This window comes from Vibrio crassostreae 9ZC13, from assembly GCF_000272045.2.
GTDB lineage: Bacteria > Pseudomonadota > Gammaproteobacteria > Enterobacterales > Vibrionaceae > Vibrio > Vibrio crassostreae_C.
In genome coordinates this window covers 1101901-1124286 of record NZ_AJYZ02000019.1, presented here as the reverse complement: position 1 = coordinate 1124286, position 22386 = coordinate 1101901, and the positions used below count along the sequence as shown (strand labels likewise).

The window sequence follows — 22386 nt, the reverse complement described above, 5'->3', positions numbered from 1 at the left end:
AGGTGCGTCTGTTTCTGCCTTTATCACTGTGTTTACTGTTTGTGGCTTCGAACGCGAATGCTGAGCAAGTCGTGGTCGAGAAAATAGTCTCTGACGCGACCGCTATCGAAACCATCGTATTCGAGTCTGCACCGGCTCATTCTCAACGTGTCTCAACGTCTTCATCTAACTCAACCTCTTCCACGAGCTCAAACTCCGAGCATGTGATTATTGTGGATGATGTTCTTAACAGTAGCCCTGATGAAAAGGTAGCTCAGTTTTCTCAAGGGTCATCGAAACGTCCACCTCAAAGTTCCTCTCGACAGTTTTACAACGTACCGGATAGCGCATCTGAGATAGATTCGCTGTCGCAAGTGGTTACGTTAGTTAAAGTCGATAAATCGAAACGTAGGATGTATCTGCTAAAAGGTGAAGAGGTGATTCAGGAGTTTCGTATTGCGCTAGGCAAACAACCGAAAGGGCATAAACGCTTTGAAGGGGACAACCGAACGCCGGAAGGGGAATACCAGCTCGATTATGTGATGGAAGAGTCGGACTTTTATCGCTCAGTACATATTAACTATCCGCAACCTTCGGATATGCAATGGGCAGAGCAAAATGATGTAGATCCTGGAGGAAACATCAAAATCCATGGCATCAAAAACGGCGAGCGTCGTTCGCCGAGCTTTATTCAAAGTTTTGATTGGACGGATGGCTGTATCGCGTTAACCAATCAAGATATGGATGAGTTTCTTCAACTTGTAAAAATGGGTACCCCTATCCATATCGAATGGTAGTCATTGGTACCCAGTTTTCTTAATCACTTTCCGCAGTCAATTAGCGCAATCAATTCGCGAAACCAATTCGTAAAAGCAACGTCCAAAATTAAACGCTAAAGCCGTTACAGTAAGACTCGACCTGCACTGAATATTGCAATCACAATCAGCAATGCAATGGTGACTGGCTTAAACTTCGCTCCACCAAATCTCTCGAACAGTTTAGAACCCACATAACCGCCAAGCATGCTGCTTGGTAGAAGCGCGAGAGTCAGCCAAACTACATCGCGGTCGACTAACCCAGCGATAGATGCCGAAACAAATGCAGTGGAATCCGCCAAGACAAAGAAGGCTATCAGTCCGGCTCTAGCAATGTGCGGAGCGACTGGGCTTGCCAATGCATGAGTGCCAATTGGAGGTCCTGACATCGAAGCCGCGCCGTTCATTACACCTGCAAGGCTGCCTAGAATATAGGGAGCAAATCTAGGTTCGCTTTTGTACTGGAAGCCTTTATAGATCATAAGCGCAGACGCAAAAATGAAGGCACTGATGATCAAGATGATCGTGTCTTGGCTAACGGATTTAAGCAGAAGTAGGCCGACTGGTGTGAAGGCAAAACAAGGGATAAATACCTTTAAAACCCAGCGCCAGTTAACATGCTTTCGAACTTTAGGCAGTAATTGAACATTGCCTAGGAGATCGATCAACATGAAGACGGGAACCAGTTCGATAACAGGCTCGAATAACGCACTTAATGGCAATGCCACTAAGGTGAAACCGAAACCTGAGAAGCCACGAACAATAGCGGCGAAAATGAAGATTGCACCCAAAATTGGGAAGGTTGGACTAAAAATGAGATCCATAAATTAAGTAACCAATGAAGCCGTCTAAATAGAGCGAGCTAATGAAACCAAGTGAGTAGCGGAATGTACTCCTACTCACTTGTGTTTGCTACCTAATTTTAAGGTTTCCCGAGAGTTAATTTTAAAGTCTCTCGGGGTTGTTTTTGCGGTATTTGCTTGGTCAATTTATAGAGGTAAATTGATTTGGAAAATCAGTGAATACGGCATCTACTTCTGAGATGAATTTGAAGTGAGACGGATCGTTTACTGTGTAGCACCATGTTTGGATGTTTGCTTCACTGAGTGTATCAAGATCGCTCTGATTCACATGCTCGTAGTTCATGTGACAGCTGAACGCTTTAACCTCGTCAATCAACATCAAGTCGGCTTGAGTCAGTTGCTCTGTGATCACACCTACGCGGTATCTCGGCAGGTGACGAGCCATTTCAGAAACGACTTGATGGCTGAAACTTGAAAGCAGAACTCTGTCGGTGTCTAGATTTGAACGAATCAACTCGGTATGCAGCAAATCAACGACATGAGGCGCTTGATGTCGACTGTCGACTTTGATCTCTAAATTCACGCTGAGATCATGCTGTTCAGCAAGCGCGAGCAACTCTTCCAACGTTAATATTCTTTCACCTGCGAACTGCTCAGACTTCCAACTGCCAAAATCAAGCTGACGCAGTTCTGCAAGGGTGTGTTCGTCGACACGCCCCTTGCCATCGCTGCAGCGCTCAAGGGTGTGGTCGTGACAAACCACAAGTTGATCATCCTGAGTTGGCTGAATATCTACTTCAATCCATTTCAAGCCGAGTTTAGCGGCTTGTTCAATGCTTGCTTTGGTATTTTCTGGGTGAGTACCTGCTACACCCCGATGACCTACGATGATAGACGACATAATTAATCCTTCTTAAAGACGCACCGTAAAAACGCATTAAATATCAGTGTACTCGATTAAGCGAGGGCTGTCGTTATGCTTGTCGTCTCTTCGCGTGACTCTTGTGAAGTAAAGTTATTCGGCTGAATACGCTTTCCACGACTGTCAAAAATATGCAGGTTAGATTTATCAATGCTTAATCCGAGCGGCAGTACTTGGCATAGTGTCGTTTCTGGCGTGACGGCGATAAAGGGTTGGTCGTTCACCAGGCCATGAACCAATTGATTCGGCCCCAATGGCTCAACCACACTGATACGCAGTTCGAGAGGCAAGGTGTTCATTTTTAATTCGGAACAAACCTCAGAGTGTTCAGGGCGAATGCCAAGCGTGATAGTCGCGTTCTTAACGTGCGCGTACTCTGGCAGGTACATTTGTTGATCACCGATTTCAAGATAGCCATCATCGAGCGTGGCAGTTAGGAAGTTCATCGCGGGGCTGCCAATAAAGCTTGCCACAAAGGTACTGGCAGGCTGGTGGTAAACTTCTCTTGGTGTGCCGACTTGTTCTATCTGACCTTTGTTGAGAACCACGATTCTATCTGCCAGTGTCATGGCTTCGACTTGGTCATGAGTCACGTAAATACTGGTTACGCCTAGCTCGCGTTGTAGCTTTTTGATTTCTAACCTCATGTGAGCGCGCAATGAGGCATCTAGGTTAGACAAAGGCTCGTCAAACAGGAACAGTTGAGGGTCGCGTACAATCGCTCGTCCCATAGCAACGCGCTGGCGCTGACCACCCGAAAGCTTGGCTGGCTTGCGGTCTAGGTACTCTTCGATCTTTAGTGTCTTGGCGACTTTCTCAATCTTCTCTTCAATTACGTGTTGGCTGACACCTCGGTTCTTTAAACCATAAGCGAGGTTTTTGTATACCGTCATGTGAGGGTAGAGTGCGTAATTTTGAAAGACCATTGCGATATCTCGTTGAGCTGGCTTTTCGTTATCAACACGGCGGCCACCTAAGTGAATCTCTCCGCCAGAGATGCTTTCCAACCCCGCAATTGAACGTAGGATAGAAGACTTGCCGCAGCCCGATGGGCCAACCAATACAAGAAATTCACCCTTTTCGATCTCAAGCGAGACATCTTTCACTGCACGATGACCATTCTCATAAGTCTTTACCAAGTTTTTGATGCCTAACATGGTAGGTGCTTTGTGCGTATGGTTGTGAGTGGCTTGGGTGTGCCCTAACGTTTGTTTTAACTTTGGCATCGGGGTGTCCTCTGTATTTTTGTGGATAGCTTGGTGAGAAGGCAGGTGAGATATCTTGTACTCAGCGAGTGATTGAATGCGGTTATCGTTCATTTGATTTTTGTCGTTATTATTTTTCACTTTCTACTAGCCCTTTTACAAACCAACGTTGAAATACAACCACCACTAAAACGGGTGGCAACATAGCTAAAATCACCATGGCAAAAACATAGTCGTAGCGCGGTAAACTGGTTTCATTGATGTTGTTGAGTACTTGTTTGATGCCCATCACGATGGTGTTGTAGCCTTCGTCCGTGGTCATCATGATTGGCCACAGATATTGGTTCCAACCCACCACAAACATGATGATGAAGATTGCGGCAATCATGGTTTTAGACAGTGGCAGTAAGATGTCGACAAAGAATCGAAACGGACCTGAGTTATCTAGCTGAGCGGCTTCTAACAATTCATCGGGGATGGTTTTGAAGAACTGCCTAAAAAAGAACGTCGCGGTGGCTGAGGCGATCAAAGGCAGAATTAAACCTGTGTAGCTATTAAGAAGCCCAAGCCCGGCGACAACCTCATAGGAAGGGATAATGCGCACTTCTAATGGCAGCAAAAGCGTCACGAAGATCAACCAGAACCAAGCTGTGGCATAAGGCAACCTGAAGTAGACCAAAGCATACGCGGCCATCATCGAAATGATGATCTTACCGATCGCAAAACCTAGCCCCATGATCATCGAGTTGGCGATCATTTTGCTTGCGGTGACTTCGCCACTGAAGCCCATGCTTTTGTTCCAAGCTTCGCTATAAATGGCCGTAAAGTTATCGCCTGGTAGCCATTGCAGGCCTTCGCTGACAATGGTGTTTGGGTTATGCGTCGAGCTGGCGAAGATGAGCCAAATAGGGACCAACATAAACAGCATCCCAGCAATTAAAATTAGGTGGTCAGAGACCTTATTACTTTTCATAAATAACTCCTGTCGCGTTAAAACCTAGCTGTAGTGGGTTAGTAATGAACACGCTTTTCTACAACGCGAAACTGGATAAATGTAAGAGTGAGCACCAATAGCAACAACACAACTGACTGCGCAGAGCTGCCGCCTAAATCTGCGCCAACAAACCCGTCTCGATAGACCTTGTACACCAACGACGTTGTGCCGCCACCCGGGCCTCCATTGGTCATGGTGTCGATCACGCCAAAGGTTTCAAAGAACGAGTAGGTGAGGTTGATGACCAGAAGAAAGAAGCCTGTAGGTGCGAGTAGCGGGAAAGTAATGGTCCAGAAACGTTTTGAGTCGCTGACACAATCGAGCATTGCCGCTTCTTTTACGGCGTAAGAGATCGATTGAAGTCCAGCTAGAAAGTAGATGAAATTCACCGAAACCTGTTTCCACACCGAAACCAAAATCAGAGCAAACGTGGCATCCACAGGGTCGGTTTGGAAGCTAAAGTCCCAACCTATAACCGCAAATATCTCGGTAAACACGCCAATGTGTGGGTTAAACAAGAAAGCACCGATTACGCCTGCAATCGCAGGAGCAACCGCGTAAACCCAAGTAAGAGTGACCTTGTAAGCGCCTTGTCCGTGAATGATGTTGTCGGCTTTAACCGCGAGCAGCAGCGCTAAGGCAAGCGATAAGAAAGAGACCACGATTGCGAACATTAATGTGAAGCCAATCGAGTTCAAATACTCGCTCGATTCGAATAGCATCTGATAGTTTTCGAACCACACGAATATCGATGAGGTGCCCCAAGGGTCTTCTAGCATGAAGGACAGGTAAACTGCCTTTGCCGCAGGGTAGATAAAGAAAACCGCAATGATGAGTATCTGAGGCGCCAAAAATAGGTAAGGCAGCGGAGAGTGAAAGAATTGCTGACGTCGTTCCACAGGGTAATCCCCAAAAATTAGTGACTGTTATCACTGTTAGTTACGGTGAGCACTAGCGCTATAGCAAAGGAATGCATCCAGTTGAGTTGTAGTTTTTGGAGCAAGAAATGGCGCTAGTGAAGAATCTCCTCACTCCTTGCCATTACGTTTTTAATGACGCAGTGACAAGTGGTGAGGAGCAATGAACGGCTTTGGTTTGTTAAGCCTTTAGCTCAGTAATCTGCTTTGGTTAAAAAGCCAAATTAGTTCATCGTACGAGCGAAGCGTTTCAGCAGTTTGCTGCTCTCATCTTCGACTTTATCTAGGCTATTCTCGACGCTAGAGCGGTCAGCGAAGATATTGTCGAACTCACGATGCATCACTTCACGAATTTGAGGGTAGTAACCTAAGCGGTAGCCCTTAGTCCATTCGCCCGATTTTAGGCTTAGCTGCTTAACGCCCACTTCTGCATCTGGTTGTTCGTTGTAGTAGCCAGACTCTTTCGCTAGCTCATAGGCAGCCGTTGTTACAGGTACATAACCAGTGGTTTTGTGCCAGTAGACTTGAGTTTCAGGCTTAGTCAGGTAATCAAAGAACGCTGCGACACCTTTGTCTTGTTGTTGGTCATGGCCATTGAGTGCAAACAGAGCTGCGCCGCCAATGAAGGTTAAGCCTGCGTCTGGGTTAACCGATTTCCAGTATGGAAGGTATGTGGTGCCGAGTTCGAAAGGTACGCGGTTACGTAAGCCACCGAATGAGCCTGAAGAACCCATCCACATCGCCACTTCTTGGCGCTCGAAAGGGGTTTGGTTTGCATCCCAGTCGCTGCCGTAATACTTGTAGTAACCTAGATCTGACCACTCTTTCATCTTGCTAACGTGCATCATCATGTCTTTGGTGTTGAACATGATCTTAGTGGACAAGCCATCGTAGCCGTTGTTTTGATCTGCGACTGGCAGGTTGTGGCGAGACTTAAAGTTCTCAAACATGATCCACGGCGTCAGAGATTGAGAAAACGCGATGTGTCCTTCAGCCTTCAGTTTCTTAGCGACCACTTCTAGTTCTTCATAAGTTTTAGGCGCGTCTGCACCCACTTCCGCGAGAAGATCTTTGTTGTAGTAAAGAACCGGTGTCGAACTGTTGAAAGGCATACCAACCATCTTGCCTTGGTTGTCGGCATAGAAGTTACGAACGCCTGCTAGGTAGTCGTTTGAATTAAAGTTGTAACCCGACTCAACCAGAATATCCTGTACCGGTTTCGCGACGTCTTTCGCGTTCATGATGGTTGCTGCGCCTGCATCGAAGACTTGCAGAATATTGGGTGCTTCACCTGCTCGGTATGCCGCGATACCGGCTGTTAAGGTCTCTGTGTATGAACCTTTGTAGATTGGCGTGATCTCGTAATCATCTTGTGACGCATTAAAGTCGGTCGCAATTTTGTTTACTGTTTCTCCAAGCTGGCCGCCCATTGCGTGCCACCAAGTGACTTGAGTCGTTGCGAACGCTGGCATTGCCGCTGTCGCAGAAAGAACGCCTGCCAAAATTAGCTTATTCATCTTCATTTCCTTTTGGATGAAATCGATGTCGAGGTATTGGATTAGAGTGTTAACGAGACGGTAGGGGTGTCGTTTGAAGCTATCTTGAACAGGGCGTATTTCACTTAAGTGGCTAAACCGTTTCACTGATATGAAAGATTCATTTCGATTTCATTTAAGAGAAAAGTTATTGATGGTTTTAATATTTATTGCGTGCGGTTTTTAAGAGGTATGTTGTTCAATACTCGCTCAATATTTGTTCCATAAAAAAGCCTCTCGAAGGAGAGGCTTTGAATAAGCTAGAGCTTGTTATAATCGGCTTTGTTCTAGTGTGCGATATCGAGTTGGTTGTCTTTCACGCCGTTAATACGGAACCAACCTGCAATACTGAATCGCTCTGTGTTTGTCGGCAGTACCTCGTGTGGGAACTGTTCAGATAAGAACACAAATAAGCGGCCTGACTTTGGTGGAATGGTCGTGATGTGGTTGTCTTTTAGGTCGTAAACCACAAGTTCACCAGCGTCTTCTTCTGTCCACTCATCATTCATATAGAACACAGTGGTCAGGCGGCGGTTTTCATTGCCCTTGAAACAGTCTAAGTGCTTCTGGTAGAAGTCGCCTTTTTCGTATTTAGCAAAGTGCGCTTCGTACTCGAACAGACCCAAAAAGAACGCTTGGTTTGCCGCTAAACGAATTTGTTCCATTTTGTCTAGGAACAGAGATGCTGGCTGACCCATATCGCGGCGCACCCATTGAATCTTGTCACTACGAATGGTCGACTCTCGCGTTACTTCATCGTTACGGCCAATCCTAGCCTTTTTCCAGTTCTCTGGAATGCAATCCCTCAATGCCACCACTTCTTCATGAGTTAAGAAGTCATCCCAAACGAAATAACCTTGGGTAGAAAGAGCATCGATTAGTTGGTTCATGTATAGCACTCAGACAATAAATTAGAGGCGCATATATAGTCCGAATAACTGAGGTCACCAAATCACATGTTTTGTCGTTACGATAAATGTCTTTCGTTTACTCGTAGAAATAGGGAAGGGGCTCTTCAGAAAGGAAAGTGAGCCAGTATAAAAGGCTCACTTTCGTTTGATTATCGGCCGGTCGTTCCTGTCGCCAGTGCTTTGATTTTTACGACTTCGAATGGTCTGATGCCAGTATCTTTGCCGTTATTTAAAGCTGCGGTTCGGTTCAGTTGATTGACAGTTACATAAACATAGCCATCAGGACCAAATGACATGCCATCAGGCCAAGTTTGGTTCTCTGACAGCGTCGCAATAATTCGGTACCCTTTTGGTGTGGACACACCAATTGCATTGTTCTCAATATCCGTAACATAAACGTTCTGAGCACTGTCTACAGTAATACCATCTGAATAAGGTTTGTCTGCGTATCTTTTAATATTGTCTGCGACAGTCTTTCCATCGTTATCGAACTCACTCGCTTTCACTCGATAAATAGTGCGTCCGTTGACAGCTCCGAAATAGACCCATTCGTAAGATGGATCGATCGTGATTGGGTTTAACGCAAAACCAGTTTTACTGTCGGCTTTCATAGATGGGTGGTTTTCTGCCACTCGAACCGCTTCTCCCGTCTTTAGGTCAACCGTTACAAAGGCTGGAATGGCTTCACTTTTTAGATCGTTCTGGGTCATATCAGCAATGATAATACGTTGTCTTTTTTGGTCCAGAGCAAAGTCTTGTAGAAAGCTTGTCGGTTTTAGAACAGAGGCGGGTATATTTATCGTTTTTACTAATGCTTCATTGCGAGTATCCCAGCCCGTTATGGTATGAGTTGCCAGATCGAGAATCCACGCGACTCCGTTATCATCGGTACGAATGGCAATGACAGCCTTAAATTGAGAGTTTTCACCTTGTGCATATTTCATCGTCGGATATGGCGTTTGATTTCCAGCCACGCTTAACTCGATGACTTTAGTCGTTGGATGATCGAGCGGGTGAACGCTTAATAATAAACGCCCATCTGGTGTAACCGAAGGGTTACCTGGGCGTTCAGTCATGGTCGCGACCACGGTAGCTTGTTTTGGAGTGATCTTTGTCTCTGCATGTGCATAAGTCGACAAAATTGCGCTCGCTAGTACGGTGTAGATTATTGTTTTTTTCATTTTCTTTCCCTTGATAATTTACGCAAATGTTACCAATGGGTTAACAATCATCAACAGCCTTGTATTTGTCACACTTTCAAAATAAATTTGATAATTAGCTTTAACCTATTCATATTGGTGCGTATTGATAATCAGTTAAATTGAACTTAGTTCTTAAAAATCATAATGATGAAGGGGTTGTAATATTGTGATTACCTTTTTCGAGTAACAGGTTCATCTTTTTGTTATCAGTGTCAGTAATTTTGAACTCACAAAACCACATTTCGTTGATCTTTGCTATATTCTGGTTAGACCACTTGTTGCTGAACTGTTAATTTGTTCTGAACGGCAGGAATAACGAATAGGAATACGGTTTTGCAACTCCATACCATCAAAGGCTATATCCAAGACATGTATCTCGTAGAGTACCCTGACAGGTTGTTGTTACTTGATGGTGCGTGCCGAGCTGATATTCCCCATCTTAAAGTTTTCATTGAAGATGATCTTGGCCGTGAATTTAGCGACCTACACACAGTGGTTGTGACGCACATGCATCCAGATCACGCAGGGGCAGCGCACAAACTCAGAAAGCTCACGAATTGTAATTTGGTTGCAGCAAATCGAGATAAGGATTGGTACCACGGCATCGATGGCATATTGATGCATTTGACCGATTTGGCATTAGCACGGTGGATGGCGAACCGATTGGGCAAGCCTAAAGCAAATCTATGGTATTCAAGAAAGTTAAAGCCTGATTACAAGCTTTCAGATGGGGATAGCATTCCGGGGTTCGATGATTGGTTGGTTCTAGAAACCCCGGGCCATACCGACCGTGATCTCTCTGTTTATTGCCCATCACACAGCGTTGCTTATGTGGCTGATTTAATGGTCGAGGTTAAGAAGAAACTGATTCCGCCTTTCCCAATTTTTCATCCCAATAAGTATCGAGAGTCGGTATCGCGTATTTATGACATGCAGCTCGAAACCTTGCTGGTGGCGCATGGGGGACAAGTGAACTTGAGTGAGCAAGCGTTTGAACATCTGCTGATGAGTGCGCCAAGAAGACCAGTGACACATTGGCGAGTGACTAAAATCAAACTCAAAGGTTTGGTAAAATCTGTTTGGCGGTTTGGGTTTAAAGATAAAAAAAATCGCCATAAATAATAAAGGCCAGTCTCAAAGACTGGCCTTTATTAATACGCGTTGTTGACTCACTATTTGAGCTGTGGAGCAGTTCAATTAGTGAGAAATTAGAAATTCGCCCGCTGGGTCAACAATCACTTTGTCACTCATGCCTTGACGACCAAGCAGCATCATATAAGTCATATCTTGACGGTTGCTTAGTGTGATATCGATAGGCCATTCCTGACCGCCGATTTTTAGCATGGTTTCAATCACACAACGGTGTTCAACTTCGCCGTTCGATGACTTGATTCTTTTACTTGTTTTCAGCTTCGCCTTGCAGCGCACTGTTTCTTCTAAGTGATAAACGTCTGGGTGAAGGTCGAACTCTACGAATTTCTCACCATTTGATTTAACACATAGTAGATTGTCTACGTGTAGAGAAGAGGTTTTAGCCCCTGTATCAACACGTGTATGTAGTCCAGTTATCCCTAACTCTGGTAAGCAAAGTGCTTCGGTATTCCCTATGATCATTTTATTGTTCATTTTCTTTCCAATCATGAGTTATCGGTATTCAATCAGCCCTTGCCACGAGTACGGTTAGCGTTTGGTTTTGCATTCTTCTCGATGAATTCGAAAATCATGTCTGCTACATCTTTACCCGTTGCTTTCTCGATGCCTTCTAGGCCTGGAGAAGAGTTTACTTCCATTACTACTGGGCCGTTCTTAGATTGTAGGATATCTACACCACATAGGTTTAATCCCATGATTTTCGCTGCATTGATTGCTGTTGCGCGCTCTTCTTTGGTTAGTTTAACCAGCTGAGCAGTGCCGCCACGGTGCAGGTTAGAGCGGAATTCACCTTCACCAGCTTGACGCTTCATTGCAGCAATTACTTTGTTGCCAACAACAAAACAACGGATGTCTGCGCCATTTGCTTCTTCAATGAACTCTTGAACCAAGATGTTCGCTTTTAGGCCCATGAACGCTTCGATAACGCTTTCTGCTGCTTTGTTTGTTTCAGCTAAAACTACACCGATACCTTGAGTACCTTCAAGTAGCTTGATCACAAGTGGCGCGCCACCTACGTTTTTGATCAGGTCTTGAATTTTGTCTGGGCGGCTAGCGAAACCTGTTTTTGGTAAGCCAATACCTTTACGAGACAACAGTTGTAGTGAGCGCAGTTTGTCGCGAGAGCGACTGATTGCTACTGACTCATTGATACAAAAAGTGCCCATCATTTCGAATTGGCGAACAACCGCAGTTCCGTAAAAGGTAATGGAAGCGCCAATACGTGGAATAACAGCATCGTATTGAGGTAGCTCTTCACCCATGTAGCGAATCTTCGGATTGTTACTCGCGATATCTATATCACAGTGCAACGTGTCGATAACATCGACCTGATGACCACGTGCTTCTCCAGCCTGCTTTAGACGAGCGGTAGAGTATAGATTTTCGTTGCGAGAAAGAATTGCGATACGCATGGCGTTTCCTTAGTTAATACCTGATTGGTAACTGCAAATAAATTAGTTGTTAGCTGAGCTTTCAGTTTTTTCTGAGGCTCCTTGCTTGCTTCGGGGCGAACCTTAAGGCTTTTCGTTCAACTAAGAAAACGAATTAAATTTGTCGAGTCGACAACGGAAATTTATCGATTGTGTGAGCTATTGGTACAGCAGGCTTGAGAGGGGAATTGGAATGGAAAAGCGAGTTGAAACCTAACTCATATTGGGGGTAGGAGCATATTAGGTTGTACCCAACTCGCGTTTACTCGGTGCTAAAAAGTGTACTAATAACGCCAGTTACATAGATCTATAAGTGTTCGTAGTGCTTCTCTTTCGAGCTTACTGCAGGTGCTTTTTAGCTTGTTAAGATAGTATTTTCTCATGGTCATTACTCTCTCTGGTTAGGCTTTATTTACAACCTATGGTTTGTTGCTGACCCGTTCATTATGGATAATTAAGAGGAACTAAAAAACAGATGTTATTTTTATTGGTTGTTCCTGTTTTGGTCGCATTACACTACTTTTTGATGAATGTGTTTTATAATGGGCTTAATTAGGAAGAGCTATCTTTAAAAGGTTCATTATTTGTCTGATCTAAACATGATGCGTTACTACACGCGGCTAGAGTCGTTCGAGCCAAACATTTCTCATTCAGTCACCCTAGCCGAAGTAGCGGATATGCTGTTTACAAGCTTGCGTCACGCTCGAACCTTACTTGGTAAGATGCATCAAGCTGAATGGGTGGTGTGGGAGCCAAAAGTTGGCAGGAATCAACGCTCTAACTTAACACTGCGTTTTAGCAATTCAGAGTTGGCGCAGCATGTTGCAAGTAAACTGATAGAGCAGGGCAAGTACGAAAAAGCACTTTCCATATTGGATAATGACCGCGCTGTGTTTGGTTCTTTACTGCAAGAAACTTCCGGCGCGACCATGCGTGAAGGGCTGCTGCACGTTCAATTAACCTATAAGCGTAAGTTTGAGGATTTGTTTCCGCACCATATACACCGCAGTAGCGAACGATTTTTGATAAGACAGGTTTTTAGCTGCCTAGTGACGTGTAATGGTAAAGGTGAGTTAAAGCCTGAATTAGCTCACCATTGGGAATATGACACAGAGCAACTGGTTTGGACTTTCTATCTGCGCCCCGGTCTGACTTTTCATGATGGGCAGCCAGTAGATGCCAAGCAGCTGGTTGCTTTGTTTACTGCTCTACAAGCTCTGCCTTTCTATCAAGCTGAGTTAGATCATGTCGCTTCCATCTACAGTGAGCAGCCATTAAGGATCAGTTTTAAATTAACCCAAGCGGACACCGGGTTCGCGGGCTTATTGGCTGGCGTTAAGTATTCGATTCAACCTGCTGCGCAAGTCACACGAGAGCCATCGCCATTAAATTCGGTCTCTCATGCTGTGATTGGAACCGGCCCCTTCAAAGTGGTTGAGACCAATAATGAACGAATCAAGCTTGCCGCATTTGAACACTATTATGGTTGCCGCTCGTTAACCGATGAGGTGACTATCTGGCAGTTTGAGGAATCAATGACGGGCACTGCTCGTTTCGATGACAGCCAAATGCACGTATCGCCTTATGGAAATTCTTCTTGTTTCCATCAATTAGGGAAAAGCGATGCGGAGCTTGTTTCTGCAGACACAGATGGCCTTCGTAGCCGAGTCGAGGATGGGTGCTTATTTATCCTGTTCAATCAGAATTCAGCGGCAACTCCGCTTAATAATGAGCAGCGAAAATACCTTTCACAACTGACCAACCCACAAGCGATTTTATCTCAGTTGGAAAAAAATAAGGGTTTGTTCAGTGTCTCTTTAGCTCAAAACATACTGCCAAGTTGGCAAAAACTGTATCGAACGCCTTCGAAAGAAGCACAATTACCGAAAAAGATGAGTATTGCAGTTTACGACTATTATGCGTTGTACCGATGTGCCATCTGCGTTTCAGACATACTCAAACGATATGGTGTGGAAGTGGAGGTGAACACCTACAGTTTTCGAGAATTGGCACAACTTTCTCAGAGTGGCGATTTAAAAGAAGACTTGGTGTTGTGCAACCTGAATCTCGATGATAATGCCCCGTCTTCGCTGTTTTCGTGGATGATGAATGATCCTGTTTTGCACTCTGCTTTGGGAGAGATGAACAGCGATTGGCTCAAGCAGCGCTTGGATAGTCATAAAGCATCCGTGGAACTGCCTAATTACTTGGCAGAGCTAGAACCCATCGCGTCTACTCTGATCTCAGATTATTGGTTAGTGCCTATGTTCCACCACTTACAGACCGTTCGTTTCCAAGGGATTCTGAAAAACGTGGCCATCACAAACTGGGGATGGCCAGACTTCAAGAATGTATGGTCTGCTGATTAATCTTTCTTACTAACTAAATAACTAAGTTAACTCGTTGCCAAAGTTGGTTTTTCCAAAATCGACTTTGACACGCTTACGTCTAGATAAATTAAAAATTACACTCTGTGGTTTACTTTTTGGTTTTGGTATGTAAACTAGTCAGTGTAGTTTTTGAGTTGGGTCTTTCCCAACGGTTGAAGAGATACCAATGAAAAAATATCTATTACCGATTTTAGGAGTACTTGCCGTGGTCGCTATCGTAAGCACAGGTTCACAATCAAACGACAATCTAGATAAGCTTCCAAAGAAGTTTGTAAACAGTGAGCTGGAATACAAATCGGGTATGTCTGATATTTTTTCAATCTTGAAAGCATACGTGACTGTGGAAAGAAACGAGCCCGTGCCGCGCGCTGCATTGCCTTTGATTCCAATGACAGCTGAGCAATTGATCGAAGAACAAGACGACGTTGCTTACCGCTTAGGTCACTCCAGTGTGATGATGAAACTGGATGGGAAGCTAGTGATGACTGACCCTGTGTTCAGTGATCGTGCATCACCCGTGCAATGGATGGGGCCAAAGCGTTTTCATCCAACACCAATTACGCTGCAAGAGCTACTCGATATTGATGTGGTGGTGATCAGTCACGATCATTATGACCATTTAGACAAAGGTGCCGTTAAGGTGCTCGCCGACAAAGTGGGGACGTTCTTAGTGCCATTAAGAGTGGGCGCACTATTGGAAAAGTGGGGCGTGGATAAAGAGAAGATCATCGAATTGAACTGGTGGGAATCGGCAACGGCCTCAGACATTGAGTTCACGTTAACGCCGACACAGCACTTCTCTGGACGTGGCTTGCTTGATCGTGACCAAACACTGTGGGGTAGCTGGGTTATTAACGCTTCAGACAAGAAAGTCTTCTTTAGCGGTGATTCTGGTTACTTCAGCGGCTTTAAAGAGATTGGTGAGCGCTATGGGCCGTTTGATTTAACCATGGTTGAAACGGGCGCGTATAACTCTCTTTGGGCGGATATTCATATGTTCCCAGAGCAGAGCGTTCAGGCCCACATTGACCTGCAAGGTAAGGTGATGATGCCAATCCACAACAGTACCTTCGACCTTTCTATGCACGATTGGCAAGACCCAATGGAACAAGCTCTGGCGATTAGCAAAGAGCGAGATGTGCAAATGGTAAGCCCCGTGATGGGTGAACGTTTGGTGATCTCAGAGCCGGTACCCGTTCAGGCATGGTGGAAACTGGCATCGAATTAGAGCTGTTACCTAATTAGAACGGACATCTAATTAATACTCTCATCTAAGTGAGAAGTAGTCATACTGCTAATCTATATAAAGCCAGTTGATACAAAAAACGCCACCGATCATTCGATTCGGTGGCGTTTTTTCGTTTTATTTTGAAGATCAGCTTTCTAAGTTCTGCGCCATTTTCTTCGCAATTTTTCTGAATTGCTCTAACTCATCTTCGGCCATGCCTTTGGTCATTCTCTTCAGCATGTCTCGATCGATATCCGAGACCTTAGTCATGATCTCTTGACCCTTATCGGTCAGAACCAATAACTGGCTACGCTTGTCTTCTGGGTTCGGAGATTTTTTCACAAGTTCCTGACTGATCAAAGCATTAACCAATCGAGTGACCTGTGCTTTATCGCGATTTAGGAAGTGTGCGATATCGATAGCCGTACATGGAGACTTCTTGGTAATGATCTTCATGACACGAATGTTCATTGGTGCGATCTCAGAATCCAAGCTCTCGATCTGCTCGCTCATTTGACGTTTCAAAGAGTGCACTAAACGAAAGATAGATTCTAGCGATGTGTTATCAGACATAAACGATCCTTAGAAATATAGTTGACATTATCAACCACTGTATTTATAGTTGACATTATCAACTTAATTGTTCATGAATTCAAGACAGGAAATAGATGTGACGATTCAAGCAACTCTAATTCCAACTCTTCCTGAGCAAAAAGGCACACCGGTTTTATACAAAATTTTGGTCATGGTGAGCTTAATGCTGACGATTGGCGGCAGCTTAACGGCGGTGATGACCTACATGAATATCGGATTCGGTGAGGCATTCATCGACAACTGGCTCTCTTCGTTAGCCCTAGTTGCCGTAATTATGATGCCAATTGGCGTGGCAATGATGGCTTTGGTTACTAAGTTGGTCGCCAAGGTATTACCCAATTACGGCGAGAAAGCTCGCAACCTAATCGTGGGATTGATTATGGCTTTTATCATGGAGTCCATAATGGCATTTGTAACAGCGGCAAATAATATTGGATTTTCGGATACATCGGCGTTTACCAGTGGATGGTTTAATGGATTTATTGCTGCGCTTCCTATTGGCCTTACGATCATGGTCGTGATGTCGATGACGGTTAAACCTAAGCTCGAACGATTCATGAAGAGCTAGCCAACACACTTTTTAAGCATTGTAGGAGATCCACATGACAGTATTCACAGGCAAACATAACAACTACCGTATCACTATCGAAGAAGTGAACATCAAAGAAGATCGTGAACTGCAAACCATGCAGTTTGAAATTGAAGACAGAGAAAACATGTTCGCGATTGTTGAGAAGATCAAACAAGACATCGGCTTAGACGAACAATCAGCAGCGCGACTAGGGGTGAGTATTCGTTTACTTGGCCCTATGATGATGCAAGATAGAAAGCACCCTCTGTTTGTTGATTTCATGCCTCACTTCAGAAACTTCATGCAGAATCTGAAGAAGACGTTGAAAGGGCAGTAAAGCCTGAACATCAGTAATACATCGAAAAGTCAGTAATCAAATTACTGGCTTTTTTACATTTAAATCAAAATAGTTTCAGTTGTTTGCGTCTAGAATATGCGAAAATTGATGGCTGAATTTTCGGTGTAGCACCGTTGTTGAATTGTCTATTCAAGCTTTAAGAAATCCGATATTATACTGGTCATAAAACTAAAGGTGGTATTATATGACAAATGTATTTAAACAAGCAGCTGAAGAACTGTTGAGTCGTCGTGTTGCTGGCACCAAAGCACCAAGATTGGACGAACAGTACCGTCCGAATAACTTGGAAGATGCGCTAAAGATCCAATCTTCAATGATCGATTTGAAAAGCGATAAAGTCGGCGGTTGGAAGTGCTTACTTCCTCTGGCTGAAGACAAGTTTGTTGTTGCGCCAATCTTCTCGGGCAGCGTTCAACAAGGCGAAGTTTGTGAACTGTTTGCTGACAACGGCGTAGTACGCGTTGAGCCTGAAATCGCATTTACGCTTGCTAAGAGCCTGCCTGCAAGCCAAGAAGGCTACAGCGAAGAGCAAATCAACGAAGCGATTGGTTCTTGCCACATGGCACTTGAGTTAATGCAGTCTCGTTTTGCGGATGACAGCGGCGCTGAGTTCTATGAAAAGCTGGCCGATGGCCTAGTAAACCAAGGTCTATTTATTGGCTCTGAGATTGATCGCGAAAAAGCGTTCACTTCTGCAGAGATCAGTATTGAAGTGACTCAAGGCGAGCAAGTTCAAGCATTCGACGGTAAGCACCCGAATACACTGCCACCAAGCCCAATTTACTGGCTGATTAACTACATGACACGTCGTGGTGTTGATTTCCAAGCGGGTGAAGCCATTATCACGGGCTCTTACTGCGGTATCGTGGAAATGGAATTCGATAAGCCAACGACCTTCCACTACGAAGGCATTGGTGAATACCAAGTAACGTTCAAGCAGAAACGCTAACTTCTAGCGGCGCACTATCTGTTATCGAAAGGCTGTTTACTGATGAGTAAATAGCCTTTTTTATTACGTGATGCTTAATAGGGTTCTTATTACTTTGCATTAAATTAGGCGTTTAGACGTCTAGACGTTGACAAGTTCTAAGTGTGACATTAGTCTGCTCACCTTCCTGTTCTATTGTGTTGTCGTTCCATGTCCAATTCAAAAAATTCTAACGCGGTAATTGCCCCTTCTGCAGTGGCGCTTATCCCTCTGATCGTTTTCCTTGCGCTGTTTATTGGCGTGGGTACATACCTGTCGCTACAAGGCGTCGATTTTGCTTTCTATCAGCTTCCAGCTCCGATTGCGGCTCTGCCTGCCGTGATGTTAGCGTTGCTATTGAGCAAAGATAAATTGAACCGTGCGATCGAGCAGTTCTTAGGTGGTGTGGGTCACAAAGACATTATTGCAATGTGTATGATCTACCTATTGGCGGGTGCTTTTGCGGCTGTAGCTAAAGCTTCTGGTGGCGTGGACGCGACGGTAAATCTTGGTCTATCTGCTATCCCAACGAGCATGATCCTACCGGGCATCTTCCTTATTTCGGCGTTCATTGCGACGGCAATGGGTACTTCTATGGGTACTATCGCTGCGGTTGCTCCTGTTGCACTAGGCATTGCTGACTCAGCTGGCATGAGTATTCCTCTAACCGCTGGCGTAGTGCTAAGTGGCGCTATGTTTGGTGACAACCTTTCTATCATCTCTGATACCACGATTGCCGCGACACGCTCGCAAGGCTGTGAGATGAGAGATAAGTTTAAAGAGAACATCCGCATTGCACTTCCTGCTGCACTTATCGCGATTGTTATCTTTGCTTTCAACAGCACGGCAACTCAAGTTCCTGAAACAGGCCCAATTGAATGGCTGAAAGTCCTTCCGTACATCACTATCCTAATCCTTGCGGTATCGGGCATGAATGTGTTCGTTGTGTTGACGATTGGTATCTTGCTAGCGGGTGGAGTGAGCCTAGGTTCTATTGAGAACTACGGTATGACGGATTACGCTCAAGATATCTACGCAGGCTTTGGCAACATGCAAGAGATCTTCTTACTGTCGATGCTGATTGGTGGTTTGAGTGAGCTGATGCGTCGCCAAGGTGGATTAGCATTTCTGACTAACTTAGTGAGCGGTTTGATTCGTGCATTTGGTTCTTCTCACTCTAAGCAAGCGAATGGTCGTGCGAGTGAGCTAGGCATTGCTGGCTTGGTATCTATGGTGAACCTATGTACTGCAAACAACACGGTAGCGATTATTGTGTCTGGTAGTGTGGCTCGTCAATTGGCGGAAGAGAACAATGTGTCTCCACGTCGTTCTGCAAGCTTGTTGGATATCTTCTCTTGTGTGATTCAAGGCGTATTGCCTTACGGTGCGCAGGTATTGCTATTAGGTTCGGTATTTAACCTATCGCCTTTGGATATTGTAGCCAACTCTTACTACTGTTTTGCTCTTGCAATCGTGGCTGTGGTTGCTGTGTTTATTAAACACCCAGCACGTCAAGTGGCTCAAGCTTAGTAACAATTGACCAAACTGAGTGCTCACTGGCTCTGATAAGAAGGCTCCTTAATAGGAGCTTTTTTGTGTTTGTAATGAATAGACTGAAAATTTGGGCTTACTTGTTAAAGAAGACTTTCAAGCTCACTGGCCGTTGCGACATTGCAGTAACCAAAGCTCAGTGCAGCCATGAATGCGGCATGAACATGCGCCGCTGGAACCTTAACGCCATTGAACTCCATGTCTAAGGTTGTGCAAGCGTCATGCGCTACGTGGCATTCATAGCCTAAGTCGGTTGCTGCACGAGTCACAGCATCAATACACATGTGGCTCATTGCGCCAACGATGATCAGCTTTTCAACGCCTTGCTCTTTTAGCACCTTGTTCAGTTCGGTGTCTCTAAAGCTATTGATTTGATGCTTTACTATGACTGACTCACCGTCTAGCGGAGTCACGCTGCTGTGGATTTGAGCACCGTCTGATTCTGCTAAGAAGAACGGAGCATCAACCGTCGGAAACTCATGACGTACATGAACCACAGGAAGTTGCTTGTCTCTGAAAGCGGATAATAACTGTGCACCTTTTTCGGCTGCTTTCTCTGTTTCAGACAGCGACCATTTTGCACCTTCGTATGAAGGGAAATAGTCATTTTGAAAGTCGATAAGTAGTAGTGCAGTGTTCTTCATATTCTATACCTTTGTATTTAGTGTGTTGCGGTGTAGGGATATTATGAATACTCTGTAGTTTTTATCGCACGTCAAAAATGACATACTCTATGGCAATAGTGACAAAATCAGTAATGGTCGAAATCATCGACTATCCAGGCTCTCTGCAAAGTGCCGTGTTTGGAGTGAAAGAGTTTTTGCAGATGGCAAATTCTCTTGAACCTTCGGTTGAGAAGACTCAATTCAACGTTCAGATCCAAGCGCATGACAGTGTTAGCGTATCGAACGCCGATATCATCATACTCCCACCGAATTTAGATGGTTGTTACTATCTAGAGCCGAGTGACACCTTGCTTGAGTATCTGATTGAGTCTCACCAAAGGGGGGCGATACTTTGCTCAGCTTGTGCGGGTGTGTTCATTTTGGCAAAAACAGGTTTGTTAGAAGGGCGAACCGTGACCACGCACTGGCAAGCGCAGCAGAAGTTTACGGAGCTTTACCCACAGATCGCCGTTGATATCGACAAAATCTTGATTGATGATGCGGATGTGATGACCGCTGGTGGCTTGATGTCGTGGATGGATCTCGCTTTGTTTATCCTGACTAAATACACAACACCGACCAATACTCGTAATCTAGGTAAATACCTAGTACTCGATACGGGCTTGAGAGAGCAGCGCTACTATCAGAGTTTTGTGCCGAACTATGCTCACGGCAATGACAAGATTGTCTCGGTGCAGCGTTTTATTCAGAAGCATCATCATCTCCCTTTGTCGCTCGATCAATTGGCAGAAGAAGCCTTCATGACACGAAGAACCTTTATCCGACAATTTACTAAAGCGACCAGTTTTACGCCTATCAATTATATCCAACACGTACGTATTCAAAGCGCATGCGAGTTATTGGAAAGCTCGCACAAACTGGTAGAACAGATCAGCTATCTAGTTGGCTATGAGGACGTGAACAGCTTTCGAAAAGTCTTCATGAAAATCATCGGGTTAACACCATCAAGATTTCGTTCTAGATTTCTTTCTGAGGAATGATTTACCATAGATTGATATTCAATACTTATCACTCGAACTGATTCAATGGTTCACTTACTGAATATGTGACGTGATATTGAAATGATCTTTTCTCGAACATAAATGGAATTTTGATGCTCGCTATTCCCTTGCCATTTGTTGCTGCTCTTTTGTTATTTATCACGGCCGTTTTGCTTCGATATCGTTACCCACAAACAAGTCAAAAACCATTTTGGTTTATCATGTTGTGTGCATTGATGATTACTGTCGTTGGGCTACGTTGGACGTTTGATATTGCACTGTTCCGTTTCTTACAACCGGTTCTAGGGGCAAGTGTACCGGTGGCTGCGTGGCTCTGCTTTGCGGGAGCTCATCGAAGTAAACCTTTGTCTCTTTTGCATTGCTCAGGCCCAGTCGTTGTTCTGGTTGGCTCCTTTTCTTATTCGTATATTTGGGATGGGACGATTGATCTATTGTTGATCTCGCTATATCTCAGCTATGGCTGCTTGTTGTTGAAATCATCGTTTAACTTCCCAGAGCACGTCAGGCTGAGTGATGTATCGAATGTTTTGTATGCTGAGCGTACGGCAGGTATAGCCTTACTGTTTTCGGCTCTCGTGGATAGCATTATTTCGTATGATATTTTGCTGCTTAACGCACAACACACCGACTTAATTCTGTCTATTGGTTACCTAGTTCTTATTCCCGCAATTGTTGGGGCTGCAGTCGTTGTGAGTACTAGCACGGCACCAATTCAGGAACAAAACCAACAGCAGAGTGAACTGACAACGTCAAACCATTATCCTGAAGCAATTGATGTATCTCCGGCATCGTCGACAAGCTTAAAAGTGGATGAAGAAGTCACGCAGATCGTCGCTAAGTTTGATGCGTTAATGAAGGATCATCAGGTGTTCAAAGATCCAGATTTGTCCCTGAATCGAGTGGCGAGAAAGCTAGGTATCCCAGCTCGAAAAATATCGTCTGCGGTTAATCAAACTCACCACCAGAACATTTCAAAGGTGATTAACGCCTATCGAATTGAGCACGCTAAGACTCTCCTGATGCAAAGTGATGAAGCGATAACTGACATCTTCCTTAGTTCAGGCTTTCAGACCAAGTCCAATTTCAATCGCGAGTTTTCAAGGATAACTGGGCAAACTCCGAGTGAGTATCGAAGTTCGCCGCAAGTGTTAGATTGAGTGTGTTTACTTTTCAGT

The 22386-nt window shown here is 44.7% G+C and carries 22 protein-coding genes; 10 read left to right on the top strand and 12 right to left on the bottom strand.

Going from position 1 to position 22386, the window contains the following annotated elements:
* Positions 1 to 2 precede the first annotated feature (2 nt).
* Complete coding sequence (locus A136_RS06165; RefSeq protein ID WP_017064906.1) at positions 3 to 776, top strand: L,D-transpeptidase family protein; 774 nt, start codon at positions 3 to 5, stop codon at positions 774 to 776.
* Between the two features lie 104 nt (positions 777 to 880).
* On the opposite strand, the gene A136_RS06160 is transcribed toward A136_RS06165, so the two are convergent.
* From A136_RS06160 to A136_RS06125, 8 genes are all read right to left on the bottom strand, one after another.
* The gene (locus A136_RS06160) at positions 881 to 1618 is read right to left on the bottom strand and encodes a sulfite exporter TauE/SafE family protein (RefSeq protein ID WP_017064905.1); all 738 of its coding nucleotides are present in this window, start codon (positions 1616 to 1618) and stop codon (positions 881 to 883) included.
* 160 nt (positions 1619 to 1778) lie between these two features.
* The gene (locus A136_RS06155; RefSeq protein WP_017064904.1) at positions 1779 to 2498 is read right to left on the bottom strand and encodes a glycerophosphodiester phosphodiesterase family protein; all 720 of its coding nucleotides are present in this window, start codon (positions 2496 to 2498) and stop codon (positions 1779 to 1781) included.
* Positions 2499 to 2554: 56 nt separating this feature from the next.
* A complete protein-coding gene (gene ugpC / locus A136_RS06150) occupies positions 2555 to 3865 on the bottom strand; it encodes a sn-glycerol-3-phosphate ABC transporter ATP-binding protein UgpC (protein WP_017064903.1) in 1311 nt (436 codons plus the stop codon).
* The gene (gene ugpE, locus A136_RS06145; RefSeq protein WP_017064902.1) at positions 3855 to 4697 is read right to left on the bottom strand and encodes a sn-glycerol-3-phosphate ABC transporter permease UgpE; all 843 of its coding nucleotides are present in this window, start codon (positions 4695 to 4697) and stop codon (positions 3855 to 3857) included. Before ugpE ends, ugpC begins: the two co-directional genes overlap by 11 nt.
* A 38-nt stretch (positions 4698 to 4735) precedes the next feature.
* On the bottom strand, positions 4736 to 5617 hold the full coding sequence (locus A136_RS06140; protein WP_017064901.1) for an ABC transporter permease subunit: 882 nt from the start codon (positions 5615 to 5617) through the stop codon (positions 4736 to 4738).
* A 242-nt stretch (positions 5618 to 5859) separates the two neighbouring features.
* Positions 5860 to 7152: an extracellular solute-binding protein gene (locus A136_RS06135; protein WP_017064900.1), complete on the bottom strand. Its 1293-nt coding sequence runs from the start codon at positions 7150 to 7152 to the stop codon at positions 5860 to 5862.
* A gap of 305 nt (positions 7153 to 7457) precedes the next feature.
* Positions 7458 to 8060: a 2OG-Fe(II) oxygenase gene (locus A136_RS06130; protein ID WP_017064899.1), complete on the bottom strand. Its 603-nt coding sequence runs from the start codon at positions 8058 to 8060 to the stop codon at positions 7458 to 7460.
* 170 nt (positions 8061 to 8230) lie between these two features.
* A complete protein-coding gene (locus A136_RS06125; protein ID WP_017064898.1) occupies positions 8231 to 9262 on the bottom strand; it encodes an L-dopachrome tautomerase-related protein in 1032 nt (343 codons plus the stop codon).
* A 354-nt stretch (positions 9263 to 9616) separates the two neighbouring features.
* Here A136_RS06125 and A136_RS06120 point away from each other — a divergent pair, with 354 nt between their 5' ends.
* Positions 9617 to 10405: an MBL fold metallo-hydrolase gene (locus A136_RS06120; RefSeq protein WP_017064897.1), complete on the top strand. Its 789-nt coding sequence runs from the start codon at positions 9617 to 9619 to the stop codon at positions 10403 to 10405.
* A gap of 75 nt (positions 10406 to 10480) precedes the next feature.
* Here A136_RS06120 and A136_RS06115 read toward each other — a convergent pair whose 3' ends face one another.
* A complete protein-coding gene (locus tag A136_RS06115; protein ID WP_017064896.1) occupies positions 10481 to 10909 on the bottom strand; it encodes an ATP-dependent zinc protease family protein in 429 nt (142 codons plus the stop codon).
* Positions 10910 to 10941: 32 nt separating this feature from the next.
* Positions 10942 to 11847 carry a 30S ribosomal protein S6--L-glutamate ligase gene (gene rimK / locus A136_RS06110; protein WP_004740040.1) on the bottom strand — a complete coding sequence of 302 codons (906 nt, stop codon included), beginning with the start codon at positions 11845 to 11847 and terminating at the stop codon, positions 10942 to 10944.
* Positions 11848 to 12449: 602 nt separating this feature from the next.
* On the opposite strand from rimK, the gene A136_RS06105 reads away from it, so the two are divergent.
* Both A136_RS06105 and A136_RS06100 read left to right on the top strand, forming a co-directional pair.
* On the top strand, positions 12450 to 14234 hold the full coding sequence (locus A136_RS06105) for an SgrR family transcriptional regulator (RefSeq protein WP_017064895.1): 1785 nt from the start codon (positions 12450 to 12452) through the stop codon (positions 14232 to 14234).
* Between the two features lie 187 nt (positions 14235 to 14421).
* The gene (locus A136_RS06100; RefSeq protein WP_029235265.1) at positions 14422 to 15483 is read left to right on the top strand and encodes an MBL fold metallo-hydrolase; all 1062 of its coding nucleotides are present in this window, start codon (positions 14422 to 14424) and stop codon (positions 15481 to 15483) included.
* A gap of 147 nt (positions 15484 to 15630) precedes the next feature.
* On the opposite strand, the gene A136_RS06095 is transcribed toward A136_RS06100, so the two are convergent.
* Complete coding sequence (locus A136_RS06095) at positions 15631 to 16056, bottom strand: MarR family winged helix-turn-helix transcriptional regulator (protein ID WP_017064893.1); 426 nt, start codon at positions 16054 to 16056, stop codon at positions 15631 to 15633.
* Positions 16057 to 16153: 97 nt separating this feature from the next.
* Between A136_RS06095 and A136_RS06090 the strand changes: the two genes are divergently transcribed.
* From A136_RS06090 to A136_RS06075, 4 genes are all read left to right on the top strand, one after another.
* Complete coding sequence (locus tag A136_RS06090; RefSeq protein WP_017064892.1) at positions 16154 to 16645, top strand: DUF2798 domain-containing protein; 492 nt, start codon at positions 16154 to 16156, stop codon at positions 16643 to 16645.
* Positions 16646 to 16679: 34 nt separating this feature from the next.
* Positions 16680 to 16985, top strand: a complete 306-nt coding sequence (locus tag A136_RS06085; protein ID WP_017064891.1) for a DUF3861 domain-containing protein — start codon at positions 16680 to 16682, stop codon at positions 16983 to 16985.
* 205 nt (positions 16986 to 17190) lie between these two features.
* Positions 17191 to 17955: a hydratase gene (locus tag A136_RS06080; RefSeq protein ID WP_017060576.1), complete on the top strand. Its 765-nt coding sequence runs from the start codon at positions 17191 to 17193 to the stop codon at positions 17953 to 17955.
* Positions 17956 to 18144: 189 nt separating this feature from the next.
* Positions 18145 to 19503 carry a Na+/H+ antiporter NhaC family protein gene (locus tag A136_RS06075; RefSeq protein WP_017064890.1) on the top strand — a complete coding sequence of 453 codons (1359 nt, stop codon included), beginning with the start codon at positions 18145 to 18147 and terminating at the stop codon, positions 19501 to 19503.
* A gap of 104 nt (positions 19504 to 19607) precedes the next feature.
* On the opposite strand, the gene A136_RS06070 is transcribed toward A136_RS06075, so the two are convergent.
* Positions 19608 to 20168, bottom strand: coding sequence for a cysteine hydrolase family protein (locus tag A136_RS06070; protein WP_017064889.1), 561 nt, complete (start codon positions 20166 to 20168; stop codon positions 19608 to 19610).
* 89 nt (positions 20169 to 20257) lie between these two features.
* Here A136_RS06070 and A136_RS06065 point away from each other — a divergent pair, with 89 nt between their 5' ends.
* Together A136_RS06065 and A136_RS06060 are read left to right on the top strand one after the other, a co-directional pair.
* Positions 20258 to 21190: a GlxA family transcriptional regulator gene (locus A136_RS06065; protein ID WP_017064888.1), complete on the top strand. Its 933-nt coding sequence runs from the start codon at positions 20258 to 20260 to the stop codon at positions 21188 to 21190.
* A 110-nt stretch (positions 21191 to 21300) separates the two neighbouring features.
* On the top strand, positions 21301 to 22368 hold the full coding sequence (locus A136_RS06060; RefSeq protein ID WP_029235264.1) for a helix-turn-helix domain-containing protein: 1068 nt from the start codon (positions 21301 to 21303) through the stop codon (positions 22366 to 22368).
* Positions 22369 to 22386 lie beyond the last annotated feature (18 nt).

Excerpts from the sequence above, each read along its gene's own strand:
- A136_RS06160 (WP_017064905.1), bottom strand. The coding sequence starts at position 1,618 with ATGGATCTCATTTTTAGTCCAACCTTCCCAATTTTGGGTGCAATCTTC.
- A136_RS06155 (WP_017064904.1), bottom strand. The coding sequence starts at position 2,498 with ATGTCGTCTATCATCGTAGGTCATCGGGGTGTAGCAGGTACTCACCCA.
- ugpE (WP_017064902.1), bottom strand. The coding sequence starts at position 4,697 with ATGAAAAGTAATAAGGTCTCTGACCACCTAATTTTAATTGCTGGGATG.
- A136_RS06135 (WP_017064900.1), bottom strand. The coding sequence starts at position 7,152 with ATGAATAAGCTAATTTTGGCAGGCGTTCTTTCTGCGACAGCGGCAATG.
- A136_RS06130 (WP_017064899.1), bottom strand. The coding sequence starts at position 8,060 with ATGAACCAACTAATCGATGCTCTTTCTACCCAAGGTTATTTCGTTTGG.
- A136_RS06125 (WP_017064898.1), bottom strand. The coding sequence starts at position 9,262 with ATGAAAAAAACAATAATCTACACCGTACTAGCGAGCGCAATTTTGTCG.
- A136_RS06115 (WP_017064896.1), bottom strand. The coding sequence starts at position 10,909 with ATGAACAATAAAATGATCATAGGGAATACCGAAGCACTTTGCTTACCA.
- rimK (WP_004740040.1), bottom strand. The coding sequence starts at position 11,847 with ATGCGTATCGCAATTCTTTCTCGCAACGAAAATCTATACTCTACCGCT.
- A136_RS06100 (WP_029235265.1), top strand. The coding sequence starts at position 14,422 with ATGAAAAAATATCTATTACCGATTTTAGGAGTACTTGCCGTGGTCGCT.
- A136_RS06095 (WP_017064893.1), bottom strand. The coding sequence starts at position 16,056 with ATGTCTGATAACACATCGCTAGAATCTATCTTTCGTTTAGTGCACTCT.
- A136_RS06085 (WP_017064891.1), top strand. The coding sequence starts at position 16,680 with ATGACAGTATTCACAGGCAAACATAACAACTACCGTATCACTATCGAA.
- A136_RS06080 (WP_017060576.1), top strand. The coding sequence starts at position 17,191 with ATGACAAATGTATTTAAACAAGCAGCTGAAGAACTGTTGAGTCGTCGT.
- A136_RS06075 (WP_017064890.1), top strand. The coding sequence starts at position 18,145 with ATGTCCAATTCAAAAAATTCTAACGCGGTAATTGCCCCTTCTGCAGTG.
- A136_RS06070 (WP_017064889.1), bottom strand. The coding sequence starts at position 20,168 with ATGAAGAACACTGCACTACTACTTATCGACTTTCAAAATGACTATTTC.
- A136_RS06065 (WP_017064888.1), top strand. The coding sequence starts at position 20,258 with ATGGCAATAGTGACAAAATCAGTAATGGTCGAAATCATCGACTATCCA.